At 40.7% G+C, this 19208-nt stretch carries 1 protein-coding gene (running past both ends of the window); it reads left to right on the forward strand.

Positions 1-19208: part of an HAD-IIIC family phosphatase coding region (locus tag C4533_05260; GenBank protein ID RJP28364.1), annotated on the forward strand (this coding region is incomplete at its 5' end). Its footprint runs off both ends of the window (38661 nt to the left, 18131 nt to the right); the window shows 19208 of its 76000 annotated nt.

A 19208-nucleotide genomic window follows, 5' to 3' on the forward strand; every position in this document is an offset into this window, starting at 1 on the left:
CCCGCCTAGCTTCGGGCAGGCAGTTATTATCGCCGGATTATTTGGAGTAAGACCGGAATATATATTAACCGGAATAAACCCTCCGGAAATAAAAGTTAAAGAAGGCTATGGTGATAGGATTGCCAAGGCAAGAAAAAAACAGGGATATTCTCAAGCATATGTCGCCTTGTTAGCCGATATGAATCATCTTACATTCTTTAAGCTTGAAAATGAAAGTTATGGTATGTCCGTACGAATAGGTCTACTTAAGCGAGTCGCAAAGGCATTGGGCGTAGACAGCCAATATGTTTGCCTTGATTTAAACCCTCCTGATTGGGATAAATTCGGCGTAACAAGTGGCTATGGTAAAAGGATCAGAAAGGTGAGGGAAGCGCTAAGGATGACTATGCCTGATTTAGCCGCAGAAATGGATGTTTCAGCAGAGAAGATCTTAAAATGGGAACAGGAGCGCCTTGAATGGCCTAACCATAATGTGATCGCTGAGTTTGCCCAAGCACTCTATGTGCCTGTAGAATACTTGAAAAACGGTTCCTGGAGAAGCGCATATAAGGATTTTGGTATAAGCCCAGGATGGGGGGAGAGGATCCGTTCCTATAGAGAATTAAAAGGCTTATCAGAAGATGATTTGGCCGATAGGCTGGGAGTAGATGTTTATACAGTACAGAGATGGGAATCAGAAAAAGTTAATACCCCATACTCCAGGTTTAAAGCAATGGCAGAGATATTTGGCATACCCGTAATTCTTCTTATTCATCACACTGCCCATAAAAAGAATTTTCAGTCAGTTTCTGACAAAATATTATTACTAAAACTATACGGAATAAGATTGAATTCCGCTCTCTTAAATACGAGCAACGATGAAATAAATGAGTATATTGATAAACAAGTCGTAGATTTATTAAATGACGGTAATGGCAGGCTCGAGAGCATGATACTTGGGCCCCTGTTTAAAGAGCCGTCAGTTGATATCTTCAGCGATCGTTCAGTGGCTTACCGTGTACTTATGCGCTCTGTCGCCGTTGATCCGGGGTTGATTCATGTGAAAATTAAAGATTTGCTTAGCGGCAGGAATGGACGGCTTTTAACCGGGAGAAAGCTTTTTTTCTTTCTTGGGCAACCAGCGGGAGAAGCTTTCTTGGCTGCTTTGAATTCACGCGGATACTCCTTGGACAGTGATTTGGATAGAATAAAATCCGAACACAAGGCATCATCGCCATTATCGAGGGTTGCAGGGACCGCAAAATTCAGAAGAACATTGACAAAGTTGGAATTACCGGCAATCGTTGCTATTGACGGTTCAAGCAGTGTCGGTAAGACTACCTTTTCCCGTAGTATAGAAAGAGGAGAAATAGACCTCGGCATAAATAACAGAATTTTAGTGATACACGGAGATGTGTGGGATAGCATAGCAAGAGATGCTTTATACTACAGGTTGGATTATCCGATAGCGAAACAATATAGGCCTATAGAAGAGTTATATAGAGCAGGATTGATAGATGATCGTACCCAAAGAGGGGATTTATTCCGCATGTTTTTTGATGCAGGGTATGAACAATTATTTTCCGTTCATAATATTGTTATTTTTGAAGTGGCAGGGGCAGTGAGCTTAATAAATGATGCTCTTTTGCATCATCCATTTGTATTCTTGCCCGCGAGGATTTTAACTTTTCGCATGAGCAAGGATGATAACGGGCGCAGGAGCATTGTCAAGAACGGCAGCTTTGAATCTATTGCTTACCGAAGGCTGAAGAAATACGGCCCTGCCGGGCTTGAGATATTAAAGCATAAGCGGTGTATAAGCTCGCCTTTAGATGCAGAACCTGCGTTAAGAAAAAATAAGCATCATAGCCATGAACATAGTCTTTATCATACACATATACATACTGACCACTTGGGTAGATTGCGTTTTATCTTTGCTATAACTTTTGGTTTTGCCTGGGTTGAGCTTTTTACAGGGATTATTTCAGGTTCGGTAGCCCTAACCGGAGATGCAGGGCATATGTTTACGGATGCGATGGGCATAGGCGCAGCTTTGTTTGCCCATTGGGCAAATGCCTGGAGCAAGCCTCCTCCGAAAAAATACAATGGCAATACAATTTACGAAGTATCCGCAGCATTCCTAAATGGCATCACAGTACTAACAGCCTCATTTTATATCGGATACGAAGGTATCCGCAGGCTTCTGGGGCACCCGGCAGACCACCTTACCTACGAAATATTCATAATCGCTACATTAGGCTTATTAGTGAATACGGTTTCTGCAATAACCTTGCATTCCGGAAGAAATCATAATCTCAATTTTAGGGGAGCTTATAAACATATTGTCGCAGATATTGCCGGCTCTTTAGCTGCGATGATTGGAGGTCTGTTTATTTGGATTTCTGGAACATATAAAGTAGATGCCATATTGGGGATGGCGGTTGGCATCTGGATTTTTTATGGTTCTCTCGGGCTTTTAAGAGAATCTTTATCCGCAATAAGATATGTAAATAGTAAAGAGGAGGAAGAAAGTGTATCAAGCCCTGCTAACTCCGATAGCAGGTTAAGAGATGACAAGCTGAGTTCTCTCAGCAATATAATAAAAGAAGGCCGTATATTTGAAACCGACAGGATTTGGAGTAGCCTGCCTGCAACTTCCAATGATTCTATAAGGCAGGTTATGTTGCTGCAAGAAGATAGCCAGGGCGGTATTACAGTTACAGCCAGGAACGAAGATGGGCTTTTATTAGGTTATGTTGTAGGTGTTCCGGAAACAGTAAGATGGGGCGGCAGCTATGGCAGGGATAATGTTTTTTATCTTTATTCCTTATCTGTCCGCGATGATTATTCGGGAAGAGGTATAGGGACTGCTTTATTAGGGCATATTTTAAGCCTTGCCAAAGACAAAGGGTTTTTAACAGCTACCGGAACTGTTGAGGGCAAGAACAGATTAGAGAGCGGAGCCGAACATATATTAACCGATAAATTTGGCGCCCGCCAGGTTGATTCAAAAGGCCTAAATCCTTTAGAAAGATACTGTTCATTAATGCTTGGTTTGCCGCAACAAGATGATGTTGAGTTGGAGATATCGCTTGCCAAAGACTCGCAGTGGTGGAGTTTAGTCAGTTCGCCATTAGGCAAATTAGGAAGCAGGAGAAACCCAGTTGCTTTAACTTCGGGAAAAAGCGCCGTAGTAATTCTTCCTACTTATGAAGCAGACCATAATAAATATTTTTATAGGCCGGGGCATTCGGTTGCGATTGAGATTATCTCTCCTCTGGAAAGAGCAGGCTATAAAGTTAATACTATTGAAGTAAGTTCTTTAAATGAAGGGCTTGCGGCAATTCTAGCGCATAGTAAAGATGAGATCGATTTGTTTGTTTTGGCTATACATAGGTCTTTTGTCACCCCTGAGTTAATATATCAATTTCTAGACATTGCCAAGACAAGATTGAAGGATAAACCTACGGTAATTCTTTATGTTTGCAAAGGAGAAAAAATTGCCAAAGCCGCCAGGAGCATCCTTCATGAAAGCCGTATTTATTACGATAGAGGTAATATTAACGGGGTGGAGTTGTATTTTTCTCAGGATGGCATGGTTAATGATGTGGTCTTTAATAACACGCGTTCAAGGACGGCATTGATTGTATTTGTAACATTGGTGCCTGTTGGCATTTTTGTCTGGGCCCTGGTTAAAGGAAGCCTGGTTTGGATGTTGTTATCAATAATAGGGGGCATTTCATTTGCTGTGGCCTTGTGTGCCTGGGGGATGTCAGCCAGTATCAATTACGAAGCTCTGGATGCTCATATCCTTGAACACCAGCGCAAAAATGATGACCAGAGTAGCTCCCCTGTTACCGCAGCAGCTATGTTTAAAGCAGCGCAGAATTTCCCGGATTTTAGGGAAAGATTTGGATACATAGGTAATGCGTTGATTTATCTTGTTAATGAAGCCATTAAAAGAGGGTTGATTAAAAGCCAAGCGTCTACTGCACATTTTAAAGTTGCTGAGCGTTTAAAAAATGGTGTTATTGCCTGGAATATCCCTGAGCAAGAGATAAGCAGGATTCTTTTTGAGAAAGATTATTTTAATCCTAACTATATAATCAGCCAGATCGTACTTCATGAGTCGCAACCAACAGAAGCGCAGGGGCTGCAAGCCCAGATAGATACTTTTATCAGTCAGCTGTCCATGGTAGAGCCGGTTAATAGGTTAAGAGGAGTGATAGCGAAAGTTAAGGCTATTGTATTTGGAGACGGGCATGCTAAATTGCAGGGATTTCGTAATGCCCTTGAGAGAATAAGGTATATTAAAAAAGGCGATTCCTGGCAAGGCGATTCCTGGCAAGGCGATTCCTGGCAAGATGATTCCTGCTTGGGTGAAAGAACACTTATCCAACTCGGAGATGTTATCTGGGGTGGGATTGGAGAAGAAGCTATCCAGATAGATTTTTACCATTACCTTAAATCTCTGTCTAATCAGGCACAAAATACTGGGGGTAAGGTGGTAAGAATTCTAGGAAACCACGAGTATGATTTATACGTAGCATATACTAGGGGAGAGGTAAAAGCCCCGGAATTTATTGGTCTTGCCAGAGAAGTAGAGGAAGATATTTTATCAGGGCAAGCTTTGCTGGCAAGCGAATGTAACGGAAGAATTTTTGTTCATGGCGGAGTATTACCTTATGTGTTAGTGGAGGCTTTTAGGCAAATGAATCCGCATCTTTTGAATCCAGAGATAGAGTTGAATGAGGCTGCTGAGTATATAGTTAGTAATTTAAGTCAGCATACGGCAAAAAGCATCGCTAAAAAACTGAATGAACTATTGCGTATAAGTGTTGAGAAGAGAAAACCGAATGCATTGGTGGGATTAGTATTACGTACTCCTTTTGATAACCTCGCTTCAGTGAGTGAAAAATTTCTCATTCCTCAGGTAGTAGGCCATATCCATCTTAAATCTATAAAACAGAGCCCAGGTGGCAAAGTCATCGATGTGGCTTTATCGGAGACAGATAATTTCTTCGGCCGGTCATATGAGGCGATTGGATTTGATGGAGCGGATTGGGGGGTTGTTTCGTTAAACTCTATAAGAGAAGAAAACAGTGTGTTAGTCAGCTCTCCAGTTTATTCAGGAGATCTAGATAGCTCTACCTTATCTTTACGTGCCATGGGTGTAACGGCGCTTATTTGGGCTATGGGCCAATTTTTATTTAATACCAAATACGGGATAATGAAAATGCCTGGCATTGCTTCATCTCCGGTAAAAAATGTTTCTGCCATAGATGATAATGCAAGAAAGTATTTTTCATTACATATCGATAACGAAGGCAGGATCACCCGGGCCTTAAGGATTATAAGCGGGATATTTCTGATTTCTATGTTGGCAACCGGGATGATTGATTTAACCATTCATACCAGCAGAACATTTATTCTGCATTATAGCCTTGTTTTTGGTTTTGCAATGTCCTTAATAGCATATTTTATAGCCAAAAAATCAGATTCGAAACGCATATCCAGAGAGTTGATTGCTCAGAATACAATCAATCTTTCAAGTATTGAGGTAAAGAGACTGATTGGAAGGGCCTTAAGGGATAAATTTGACGGAAGTATGAGTTTTGTGATGAATGCAAGTTATATCCACCCGTATCCTGTTGAGAGTATTCAAAGCAAGATAAAAAGCCTGGCTTCTTTTATCAGGTATTTTATAAGTCTTACAGAATTCAGGCTTTTCTGCCAGGAATATGAAGGAGAGAGCGATGACTATGGGATCATCCATCTCCCCGATATAACATTGGGAGCTAATGAATCTCAATTCCTTCCGTCGGGAAGGCTGAAGAAAATAGAGATTGCTGATGCAACTTGGCCTGAAGTCAAAAGCGAATGGATTGTATTGTTACGAACTGAAGTTTTACCGCGGCTTAAACAGATATGGCTGAGTTTGCAAAGAATCCAAGGGCTGCCTGAGAATAGCGAACAGATCTGCCACAATATAAGCCTGATAAACTCGTTAAGCCAGGAAGTCGGCGATGAGATAGGAAGATTAGCCAGGAGGTATTCAGAGATAAGAAGGCGCCAAGGAGCGAGTTCTCCGATACCCGGATGGGATAGGGTAATAAGGATAGCCAGGGCAATAGCTCCATCTTTATCTTCTAAGCCTGCTATTGTTGTCAGCAGGCAGGAAGAAGAACCCATGGAGGAACCAAGTGGAGAAGTGCAGAACCCGGAACCGCCGCCTACCATAATAAATAAGGAAGAAGAGAGAAGAAGGATAGCCACGAAAGTAGCCAAAATTGTGTTTGGGCTTATAGATAATTGTTGGTTTGAAATAGCGGTTTTAGACCAGTCAGGCCCGTGCGCAGCGCTAATGAATTACAACGCAGCCGGTTTTCAGCAGATGGATGTATGGTCTAATGAAAACGACTGGACAATAAAAATTGCAAAAGAAGTTCAGTTGAGAAACAAAACAAAGTCAACTGAGATCAGGTCTTTTGAGATGGATTGGAATTCGGCTGATAAAACTCTGACAATTACTAATACTTTCGGAAGGAAACAAAAGAAAACTTTTAAGTTTTCCAAAGACCCTCTTTGCAGGCTGGATTTCTCTGCGCGTAAGAATAAGCTAAGTGTGGTTTTTTCAGCGCAAGCAGCCAGGGCTATAAATAATTCAGGCTTAAGCCTATCGGCTTTATACAGCGAAAGCGATAATTTCGGTTTAGAAATCAAAACTTCCAATAGCTCTAACCATAATACAGCCAGCAGCCCTCTAGATAATAATTCAAATGCGGGCAGCATGCCAAACAGTAGATTTTATTATTATCCAGTTACAATACGTCCGGTGGATAAATACAATAAATTTAATCCTGCCAAGGTTAAAGTTACATTTATTTCTGGAGAAGCTTATCTTGAAGTTATAGAAAGGGGCGATTTAAGCATAGAAGGGGAAGCGATATTAAAGCAAAGATTGCGGGATATGCTTGTGTATAGGCCAAATGCTCCTCCTGCGGAAATATTGATTACCCCGGAGACTTCTATTATTGAGAGGCGCAGAGTGATTGCAGAGTACGATTCTGAAACAAGGGAAATACTATTACAACCATTATTTGTGGATAAAGATGAAGAAATCATTAGTTTATTTAATATTACCCCGCCGTACGCTCCTAAGCTACCCGATATCCTATATTTTACTAGTACAGGTTTTGATAATCTTAGGATGGAGACTATAAATTTGTTCAATGTCAACCCTTTGCAGGCCAGCCAGTTTCTAATGTCTGTCTTAAGAACCGAGTTTGGTTATCTTATTGGTTTAGATTGGGGAGAGGGTGAAATTGATACTTTGGGGTGGTTACAATCACCAAATAATTTAGATTACCTGGAAGTTAGCATAACGATACTCAGAACTCGTAGAGAAGTATTGGCTGTTGGGGATTGGTTAAATAAATTATTGCTAATGCGTTTATCCCAAGAAGCAATCGGATTATTCCCGGTTTTTCCGATACAAGAACGAGGATCTCATATTGTTAATGGCAGCATATTAATGGGGCCAGTGGAGGGCGTTGATTATATAGATGATAATTGGACAGGCCTATTATGGGATACAGATAAGCGGATAAAACCCGAAGAATTAGATAGGATGATAACCGAAGTACTTGGCGTATTTGGTTTTAATATGTTGCAGGAAGATAATAGATTAGTGCAATCTATAACCAGGATAAGGTCGTATTTTACAGAGCGGATTAACTGTTTAGATAATGCTTTAATGTTGAGCTTATCGGAGATTGCCAATGCTTTACAGGATCCTGAGAGATTCGTAGATGTTCTACTAATAGAATTTGTATTTTTTCCATTATTTCTTCAGAGGGAGAAAATCGGAGATTGGGAGCATTATTGTCGAGATTTTGGTACTAGGCTAGATTCAGGATCTTGCTATGAGCTTTCTATCCAGAGAACAGCATTCTCGGTCTATAGCCAATTTTTCCATTCCCGAGAACAATTAGGTGGCTTTGTTACTGATTTTGCTCAAAGCATTAGAAATGATCCTAATTTAAGAATGAAGCTGGATAGTATAGATAAATTTACTGATTATGTAGCAGGGTTTGCGGTTTTGCCGAAATGTATCGTGTTGGATTGCGACGGTGTATTATGGAGTGGGACGATAGATGAAGACGGTATTTATGGTGTAAAAGTAACCCCAGCCCATCAGGCTTTTCAGAGGAAAATACTTGAATTGAAAGAGAGCGGAATGCTACTCGCCATCAATAGTAAAAACGACGCCAACGACGTAGAGGCCGTTTTAGATAATCATCAGGATATGGTTTTAAGAAGGAAGGATTTTGTAAATATAAAAGCTAATTGGCAAGATAAGGCTACAAATTTAAGAGCAATAGCCGAGGAATTAGGTATCGGGATTGACAGTTTGGTATTTTTTGACGATAGTCCTCAAGAACGCGGCTTGGTAAGAAGTCTATGCCCGCAAGTAGTTACTCCTGAGCTTACTGAAGATGTTGCAGAATGGGTGAATATATTAAGGGAATTAAATCTAACCCCTACCCAGGCGCTTACTAACGAAGATAGGATAAGGACTGAACTTTATGCTGCGCAAAGACAAAGAGAGGATGCCAGGGTGCAGGCGCGTAATCTGGAAGAATACTTGATGTCATTAGGTATAAATATAAGGATATATGAAGGATTGGGTAATTTGCCTTATCTTCAGAGGTTATCTCAGCTTACTCATAAAACAAATCGTTTCAATTTAACTAATAGAAGATATAGCGATAGTCAAATTAGGGTGATGATTACTAATCCCGCGTACCGAGTATTTTCTCTTGAATATTCTGATAGGTATTTAGATAAGAAAGGGTTTAAAGACCTGGTAGGTTTAATTATTGTTCATAATGGGTATATTGATACATTCTGTTTGAGCTGTAGATCTCTTGATCTAGGGGTTGAGAGAGCGTTTTTAAGTAATGTTGTCGGCCGCCTGAAAGAAAGTGGACAGAAAAGCCTAAGAGGTATATATATAAAAACAGAAAGAAACCTTTCTGTTAGAGACTTGTATCCAAATTTAGGCTTTACTCAGCATGCCTCCGGTGCTTATGGTAATGAAAGCACTCTTGCTGAATTTTGGACAGCAAATCTTCAAGAGATTGTTTTAGAGAAGCCAGCGCATATTTCAGTTTTGGGAGATAGCCAAGATATAGAGCATCGTGGCGATGAAATGGAATATTGTCAACAGGAAGGGAGAACAATCTATAGCTATTTTATCGGAGAAAAATGGGGAATAGAAAGATTGAGGCAACGCGATTACTATTTAGTAGATGTAGAGTTTCTTTATTCAGATACGAGAATAGGCGGTTATAGTTTTGCCATAGAACCTACCGGTGTGTCTATCCATTACTGTTATTTTAATGGTGCGGGAAATTTGGGAAAGGAATTTATCGCAAGGGGTTTGTTAAGGGGCATAGCGATCAGTAGGATGCTCGGGTATGATACTAAACATATGGCAAGTTATTACGCTTGGGGTATATCTGAGAGAATGATAAAAGAAATGAGTGTAGAAATAGGAGGAGATACAGAAGATCCGTGGATGGTAGCCAGAGGCAAATTATTTATCGAATTAGGTTTTGCTGAAGATGGAATAGATGACATTGTAGATTTTACCAAAACACACGATTTGATCCTTGGAAAACGTAGGATAGCCGTAGATGTTTTTGAGGCCTCGCTAAGAGACAATTTTTTAAGATGGTTTTATGAAGATAGAATTAAAAAGGTTGAAGGGGAAAGTGCCTGGGAATCTTTTAATACACCTGAGAACTGGGAAGAAGTAACAAAAATAGTAGCTTTACGAGAAAGAGCGATTTGGCAAGCAATTGCTGTTGAATTAGCAAAAACGGGACATGAGGCATTTGCAGATCTTGAGCAAGTCATTGAAAAGGGCCTTCAGGTAACTCTTCCGATATTGATAGGAGGCATGATTTCCAGCAGTCCGCTTTCTAGCTTTGAACCTAGCAAGGGTGTTAATTATCTGAATAGAGCTACCAGTTCTCCATTGAGGTACTATCCGGCTGTGATTTCAGTGTGTGAAAAGACTCAAAATATATACGAGGATAACATCGTGAATCTTCAAAGGTACATTGAGCGTGCTTTTAGTGACTTAGGTTTTTCAAATCAAGATTCAAAAAGCATTGTTTTCTTTGATGCCAATTTGAACTATCTTGCTGAAGAGATTGAAGAGGGCATAGCTATAAATTTATCCTTAGCAAGTGTTGCCCCGCCGTTTAATCCGAGCCAGGAGGAATCCTGTGATTTTCAAATCTTGATTAGTGATGTTCTCCGTCGCATGTTGCATGGCAATAGTCATATTCAGGTATCTTCATCAGATAGAAATAACAGTAAGGAGCCCTACGCTTATTTTATAGACAATTTAGATGAATTTATTCATGTGTGTAAAGCTGGTAGGAATATCGGGCTGGTTGATTTAGGCTACATACGAGATACTGTCAGAGGAATTTTATCAACGGTATTTCTTGAAGGATCACAAAAGAGAAATGTCCTGGCCCAAGATATCGGTGATTTAGTTGAATTGATTTACGATAATATAGAATGGATACCTTTTTTAACTGAAGAATTGAGAAATGCTGTTGCTTTAGATTTGGTTTTACGCCCCGCTATATTGATAATAAAGAATTTAATTTCTCGGGGTACAGCTGAAAATGCAACGCAGTTTAGGCGCGTTTTAAAATCCGCTTTCACAGTTGCTTTGTTGGGTCGCAATATAAAAAAACGAGGCTATTCTGATGAAGCTTTTATGTCAGGAATGATTTTAATAAGTAATGGTAAGCTAGCTTCGTGTTTAGATGATTTAGACCAAGTGCTTCAGTTGGAAGGCAGGTTATTATGCCGTATAGTAGAAAATGTTTCAGTAGCCTTAGAAAATATCTATATGTATGCAACTTGTTTGGATTTGGTAGAACGTTTAGAAGAAGCCAGGGAATATCGCAGAACGAATACAAATGGTGGATATGAATTCGGAGACGTTCAATACTTCCCGATAGGTACAGATTATGGACCGGATGAAACTGTCCAAAATTTCTTGATAACTATTCCAAGGTTTAGGCGCGGAATTATGCCTTTAACAATAAGTCTAAAATTGCTGGATTTGTTTGATGGAGATGTATCGGATACTATGCGAGAAATCTTAAGGCTGAATGAATTGGAAGATTCTTCTTTAGATATCGAGTTTAATCGTTTAGGCTTGGGAACAACAAAAGATGGGCCGAGAAGAGACCAATTATATAAATGTCTTGTTCTTGATTGCGATGGGTTACTTTGGGCGGGGATTGTTGGAGAAGACGGCTTAACAGGTATTCAGGTAACTGCATCACATCAGGATTTTCAGAGAAAAGTTATGGAGTTAAAAAATAGAGGAATTTTGTTAGCGATAAATAGTAAGAATAATCCCGAAGATATAGGCAGCGTATTAGATAATCACCCAAGCATGATCCTAAGGAGAGAACATTTTGCTGTAGTAAAAGCAAATTGGCAGGACAAGGCTGAGAATTTGAGAGAGATCGCCCAGGAGTTAAATATAGGCACAGAGAATTTAGTATTTCTGGATGATTCTTTGCGCGAAAGGGTATTAGTAAGAATGCATTGCCCAGAGGTTTTTACTCCGGACTTGCCCGATAAAGTTAAAGACTGGGGAAATTTTTTGTTAAGTTTAGGATTTTCCGAGCAGGAGCCGTTAACAGCTGAGGATTCAAGAAGGACTGAGATGTACTCGGAGCATAGATTAAGATTAGCTTCGAGAGTACAAAGTATTTCTTTAGAAGATTATTACCTTTCGTTGGGGATGAAGATAGTAATCAGGGAAGGCAAAGCGAATTTGAATCATACCTTACGCCTGGCCCAGTTATCACAAAGAACCAATCAATTTAATCTTACTTTTCGTAGGTATAATGAGTGTGAAATAAGAGATAAGGTGATGCATACTGATGACTATAATGTTTTCAGCTTGGAGTATTCGGATAGATTCGGCTCAGCTGGAATAGTAGGTTTAATTATTGTTTATGTAGGAAGCGGCAAGCCCGAGATACTCGAATTCTGCTTAAGTTGTAGGGCTATTGGTTTGACATTAGAAGAAGCATTTATGGGTTATGTGATTAACAGAATAAAGCAGGCAGGTTCGCAGGAGTTGACCGGAGAATATAGGATTGGGCCTAGAAACAATTTAGTGAGTACTATGTACCAGAGGCTCGGATTTAGCAAACTTGATAATGGACGTTGGAGTATTAATTTGAATGAGACTGCTATTGTTATTCCAGAGTATATTGCTGTTACCAGTCTAGAGGAAGAGGCAGTTGATGAACCTTCCGAGGAGTTAATAGAATTCACTATGAATAATCCGCCACGTACTTATATAACAGATTGTTGGAGAAACAATGGACCATATCGTTGGGGAGAAATCGGAGGAGTAGTTTTATTTGAGGATAGCTCTACTGATTATCGTCAAGATGATTCAGGGTTTGTTTGTGCATATACTGAATATACATTTTATTATTATGATCTCTTGGATTTAGAAAATCTTAGGTGCGAATGGTCGCCTTATTTGTTATGGGAAGCATATAAGGAGGGGATTAAGAGGAATAAGAACGGAAGCAAGGAAAATGTAACCAGCAGCCCAATAATTCCCAGGTCCGTTTCTCTTGCCCCTCAGAGACCGTTTCTGCCACTGACCAGAGAAGTGCCCCCTGGAGATTTTATAGTTCCGTTGAAGCGTTTAATCGTTGAACCATTGATCGGAGACAATAAATCATCTTTAGCAGCTAATGGCCTAGATAATTTCCTTATTTCGGTTTTGCACCATGGGCCGCCACTTGGACAATTTATACCTGCCGTACAAACAAGCTCTCCGTTAAAATTAGACATTAATTTAATAATCCACTCTTTAATATTTTCTTCAGGAATATATTTGGCAGTTGGCAATCAAGGTGTTTCTCAAATAATCGGCGTTTTCCTTGCTTTAGTACCAAGTTTTTCTTATTTCAGCATAAAAGATATTCAGATGAACGACGAAGAGATGCCTGAATCAAAATTCGCGTTCAGGATGATAACACGGGCAATTATTGTGCTGGCCGCATTATATCTATGCGTAGCTATCAGCAATAAGATAAACGATTTCAATACAGAAAGAATCAAGGTAGAGCAAAATTCAGGCGTAAATCAAAGCAGAAATTCAAGTTCACCCGTTTCCTGGCGCAGTATAATTCTATTGACCGCATTACTTATTACAGTAAATTTCGATTGCGGAAATATTTCTAAAGAAGCTGCTGAGATTTCTTCCTATCATGAAAGTTCTGTTCAGGAAACAGAGAAACCTGACCTGATGGATTTAGTCGAACGTTACGGTATCCAGCTGCATGAAAACGAAGATGCATTCGTTAAATTTAACGTTTGCATGGATTCTCTATTCAAATACGCCTCGCAGGATATCGTTGATACATTAAACAGGCTTCGCAGAGAAAAAAGAATCGCACTTTTTATAAGCTCCAATATGAGTGGTTTTTACAATGGCTTGCTTAATCTGGGCAATGCTACAGGAGAAAGGGGAATAAGCAATCAATACGGTATTACCCTAAGGGTTGAAACAGCGGAAGGGAAAGAAATATATTTAACCATCTTTGATAAAGATATTTTCGCTGAGGCCGAGTTAACTTCAGCGACGGTTTTCCATGAAATGGCCGGGCATGTCGCCAGAACCGAGCTGGAAGGTGAATTGCCGACGATTGCGCTAAACGAAATCAGGGCCTACCAGACGGAGATGGGGCTTATTAAGGAATTACGGGATGATATAAGGCAAACCTATAGCCGAGATGCGGAGTCTAACCCGCGAATAAAAAGTGAATTAGAGGCAGGGATTAAAAGATTCGACTCATTAATTAACGCTGCTGCGGAAAGAATCCAGGATTATAAGAATAGCGCATCTTCGCCTTTGTCTTGTGAAGAGGAAGAAGAAATAGAATTTCAGTATTATAAAAAACTCGGGTTAATTGATGAATTAGAGGACGGCAGGATTATTTTAATGTATGATTGGGAGCCAGGTAAACCGATCGATGCAATAAGATTCAGGATAACCCTTGATAGTAAGCACGATGCAGTAGCGGAAGCCCGTCATCTGGCAGCAGGCGTACTTACATTGGAACAAATGCAGACAATCCCTATGCTATGCGCCTTTCTTATGAATTTAAAGACTATTAAAGGAAGCAGGGGGATATATAACTGCCAAGACATAGTTAAAGTGATTCAGACTCTTCATGCATTCGCCAGGAGATTGCAAATTATGCCTGGGTTGGCATTGACAACTTTAACTAATGCTAAAGATACTCCGGCTGAAGGCCTAAGAAGCAAGGTTAGGGAGTTGTTAGAAAGAGAGATTGACCGAAACACAACTTCAGCAGATAGCGCTGCTAAAGATGATAAATCCAGTTCGCCGGTAGGATCTGAGCGATTAGCCAGGCATAGTTATACTGTAAGGAAACTTCACTATGGCGAGGGAATACGCTTGGGAAGATATTCTGCTAAGTCGCTGGATAGTGTTTTTCCAAATGCGCGCTGTGAAGTGCAGGTTGATGGCAGTATAGCCGAGCTCTCGGATTATGCATACGCCCTGGTAACCGGGCAAGAGAAAAGATTTTATTTAGGCACCCATCACCATGGTGCATATCTTTTTACGGTTAAGGCATTTCAGGATGGGTTTATTACCGGCAAGGAACATTTCCTGCATATTGATTCCTGGGGGCATGACGATAACGGGAATGTAAATACCCGTATGCTCAATAATAATTCTTCTTACCGAGCACATCTTTCTTTTGCAAACTTAACAAATGTCGGCATGCCAGGGCATTTATCCGTAGGAAATTACGTCCGAGCCTTAAGAAAAATTTTTCCAGCTATGAAGTTTTCTTATCTATACGACGGTGGTAATGCACTCTTTCCTGAAACCGGTTTTAGATGGCAGGGCAATATTTTTGATTATCGCTGCCGGCCACAAGAAGCTATTACAAGTGTCGACCTTGATATTTTTGACAGTCCTATTGAAAAATATCGGACATTAATGGATAAGATATTTGAACTGGCTGCAAATAGCAAATTAGTAATGATTTTTACCAGCCCGGGTTATATAAGACAGGCCAAAGCCGTACGCGCCGCCGAGCAGCTTTGCCGCAGGCTTCTGAATGTTTATGATGGGGCAAGAAGATCAGATCAGCTCAGGTACAAAAAAGGCAGCAGTTCTCCGTTATTCCTTCGGCACCTTGCCTTTCGTTCCATGCAGCAGCGACAAAGAGTAATGCAGGAGCTCGATATATTTGAAAGATTCATCGGCCCGGAATTAGAAGAGATTCTAAAAGAAGACGTAGCGGATGAGCGCATTATCCTAAGCACGGCAGATAGATTATGGGAAGTGCCGGATACCCTCGAAAGGGAGAAACTTGCCCAGCATATATTAGAAGTAGCAGAAATTTGTTTCCAGTGGCAAACATTCTCTGAAAATTCCTATAAAATATACCAAGCATTAATCCGCCGGAACATCGACCAACAGCGATTTTATGAGCACCTCGATCGTATTGCGTATGTATTAAGCAGGTATCTGAAAAGGATAATGAGGCAACACGGAAACAGAAAAGCATTGTTTTCAGCACTAAATGTTACGACAGTGTTACAGGCAAGAGGATACCATAGATTATTGAGCACTCGTAAAAACTGGGTTTTTGATTTAGAAATAAGCTTCATGAGCGGCGAGTTCTTTGATCCAGAGATACCTATACTTCCTAATGAATACCTGTATTCCCGCGCTCCTCTAGAGATGCCTGTATACTATGCTGAAGTTGATTTTGTAACAGGTGAATTATTCTTGGTTTTTAAGAAAGCCGAAATGCATGGTTTGCCATGCGTGAAAGAACATGGGATCACCAGAGGAGAATCAAGCTCGCCCCTACAGGATGGTTGGCAAATGCCGGAGGAAGAAAAAGCAATTATAGCGAATTTGCCTCCGCTTCGCCAAAAAGTATACGAACCTAAAGTATTGTTTCTTGGCCCGGGGACATGCAATTTAAAATGTGAACCTTGTTTGCAGAAAAGGGTGCTTTGTACGCATCTAATCAATAATCGCGATAGATTTATCCAGACACTTGATAACGCAGACGCAGCAGGGATTGAATCTTACGCATGGTGTATCGGGGAAACCTTTGTTAATCCCGATTTTCTTTTTGAAATATTAAGGCATATGGTCAGCCTGGATGGTTTTAAGAGGGTATGGTTCTTGACTAATACCTCATTCGCCAGAAACTTAGATAGGGCAAGAAGTATATTAAGAGAGGTAAACAATATACTTAGCGCCAAGAAGGATATAGATATACAGATGGACTTTAGTTGGGATAGAGCCCATAAAGAAGCCGGTGTGACTACGCAGTATATCGTTAATTTCTTAGATGCCCTGGTTCTTGAATGGGGCCAGGGAAATGTCGGGATGCAGGCAATTGATTTAGCCTATGACCATACTTTCTCGGAACTGATGAATTTTTTGATTACACAAGGCCTTTTAACTGAAGAAGTTGACACCCATGCAACTAAAATTCAACTTACTAACGGTTTGACAATCAGGCCACGGAAGATACCGTTATTTGAATTCCCATCCGAGGCTAATTGCAACGATACTTCTTTATGGAGCGCACAATCTATCGACTATAAACTGGTCTATACTGATGAAAGAGATGACCCTTTAGGGTATGTACAGGAACATGTAGATGACGTGCCAATGCGTATTAGCCATGGTATCGTCTTAGGTCCGGATGGCAGGCTATATCTTGATGACGGGTTTATGAATTATCAGGCTATACCTTTGGCAGAAATGCCTGATGTGCAGGGAGCAATAGATATGGTTAATAGCCACCCATTATTAAGGTCGTTGGTTTCGGAAGGCAAAGGAGTGGCATATTGTTTCGATGCTTTTGAAACGCTCACTCCGCAGGAAAGGGGAGGAGTGGAGATATTCCAGCTGGCAAGTAATTTTGATGACCGGATATCGGCGGTGGTATATTGTTTCGTGAATAACGAAAGAGCAAGATTACAAGCCATAAAAGCGCTTGTGCGTAACGAATTATTAAAAGGGGAATTAGATGGATTTGATATGCAGGATTTAGAGGCTTTACGTAGCGGGCTTAAGGCTGTGGATTTTGATGCGGAAGGCAAGCTCTATTTTAGAGATGTTGCCTTTGGTTCATCAGAGGCGTTTCTTCGTGCTTTGGCCGTAGCGCGCCTGGATTTTACAGAAGCAATGTATTCTGGAAAGTATCCGTTAATTGAAGCCCAGGATAAATGGGGAAGGTACTTTGGTTTGTTGTCCCAAGAGCGGTACGGAGAACTAGAAAGTGAAGTTGCCAGGAATATAGCTGCCATGTGGGCCAGGTATTCTCATTCGCAAATATTAAGGCGCAGGAGAGACGTGCATGAGTTTTTGGGATTTTTAATCTATCAGTTTGAACAAGGCCAGAAAAGAGGTGTTAGCGTTAGTTCTTCGCCTCTCATTGAGCATGATGAAGCCGCCAGTTTAAATAGCAGGCTTAAGGAATTACATTTATATCTGGATAAAGACGGTGTATTACGTTTAAACACCGCCAGTTTGCCGAATATTGATCCTTTGGCCAGATTTTTGTCTGCATCGGCAGGTATTATCTTTGATGGCAAAAAGTTATTGGATATTATCGGCATAACCGGAGGAGCAGTTATTAGGGCCTTGACAGGTGATTATACTGAAAATGGAGACTTGGATTTCTTTGCGCATGACATAATTGTGCCTAACTGTAAGATAGATGTTTTAGTCGAGCAATTAAGGCAATACCAGCTTCATTATCTTGGAGAATACCAAACGTTGATGGAGTTGTTTGATAAGACTGTTGATCTTACGATTAAACGTATAATCATACGGCCGGTTGGAATTAACCAGGACCCTGTTATTTCAACTATCGGTATAAGCGGGGTAATTGATCTGTTAAACCATAGAGGAGAGTTAACGAAACGTTCTGCCGGCGCAACATTACATTTATCCAGGGCAGCAAAAAGCGTAACAGTTATGCGCAGGCTTAACCTTGTGCCTACAAGAAATGCGCTTTTAATCTTGAATGATTTTTTGAATGAAGCTAAAAAATCTTCACACACCTCAAAAGAAGCTGTTTTGTTAAGGGATATCAGAGCATTTTACCAGGAGTATATTTTATCGGATTCCGATGAAGGCACATCTTCTTCACCTATTAAGGATAGCAGAGAATACGGAGAATTGAAGGGCAGGATAAGCGATATACAGAGGAAAGAGCTGAATGCGTATTCTTCCGAAGATTTCGACGAGCTTAATGATATAGCCTTCAGGTTTATCACTCTATTAGAGAGTCGCCAGGATATAAGCGCTTTTGTCAGGCGGAACGGTAAAGATTTTATCCTTGAATTGCCCGGACAGGCCCTTATAGAGTTGAGCGAAGCAGTAATGAAATGCGCAGAAGAGGAGCAGGAAATGTATTTCTCAATACTTTACACTGCTCAAAAGGTATTGGATATCGTAGCTCACAGAAGGGACAGAGCAGAATCGGACTTAAGAAGAACAGATTACGAACAGGTAGCCGCGCTAATTACCGCTGCTTTAATTGTCAGGCCGCAAAACAGGGCTTTATTATGTGACCATGCAACAGTTCTTTTCCATGTTGGAGAGTATGATCAGGCTCTGGAGATATTCCGCAGATTAGTTACCGATGATCCTGCTGATAGAAGGACAAACTCCGGTATTGGTTATGTTTTGCTTGAGAGGGCACGCAGGCAACTTGAGCCTTTTAAAGAGAGGCTGCGGCTAAGGGATTGGGACAGGGCATTAGCTTACCTGGAGGAAGCAAAAAGATTGCTCAGGGATGCTGCTAATTACTTTGAATTAAACGTAAGGGATTATGAGCGTAATCGGGCGCAGGACCCAGGCCAAATACCCCGCTCTCTTTCAGGGCTATCGGCAGTTTCAAAATTATTGACGGATTATTATTTCAGGTTGCAGAGAAGTTATCAGCATAACCCGCTTAGGGTCTGGAAAGAGAGCCAGGTTATAACGTTGAATTATGCGGTCGCAAGCCTAAGTTATGCCGTTAAGGCCCTTAAAGTTGAATCAGAACATCCGGGTATCGCAAGTAATGGCGATAATT

The organism is Candidatus Omnitrophota bacterium, from assembly GCA_003598025.1.
Classification (GTDB): Bacteria; Omnitrophota; Gorgyraeia; order Gygaellales; family Profunditerraquicolaceae; genus Profunditerraquicola.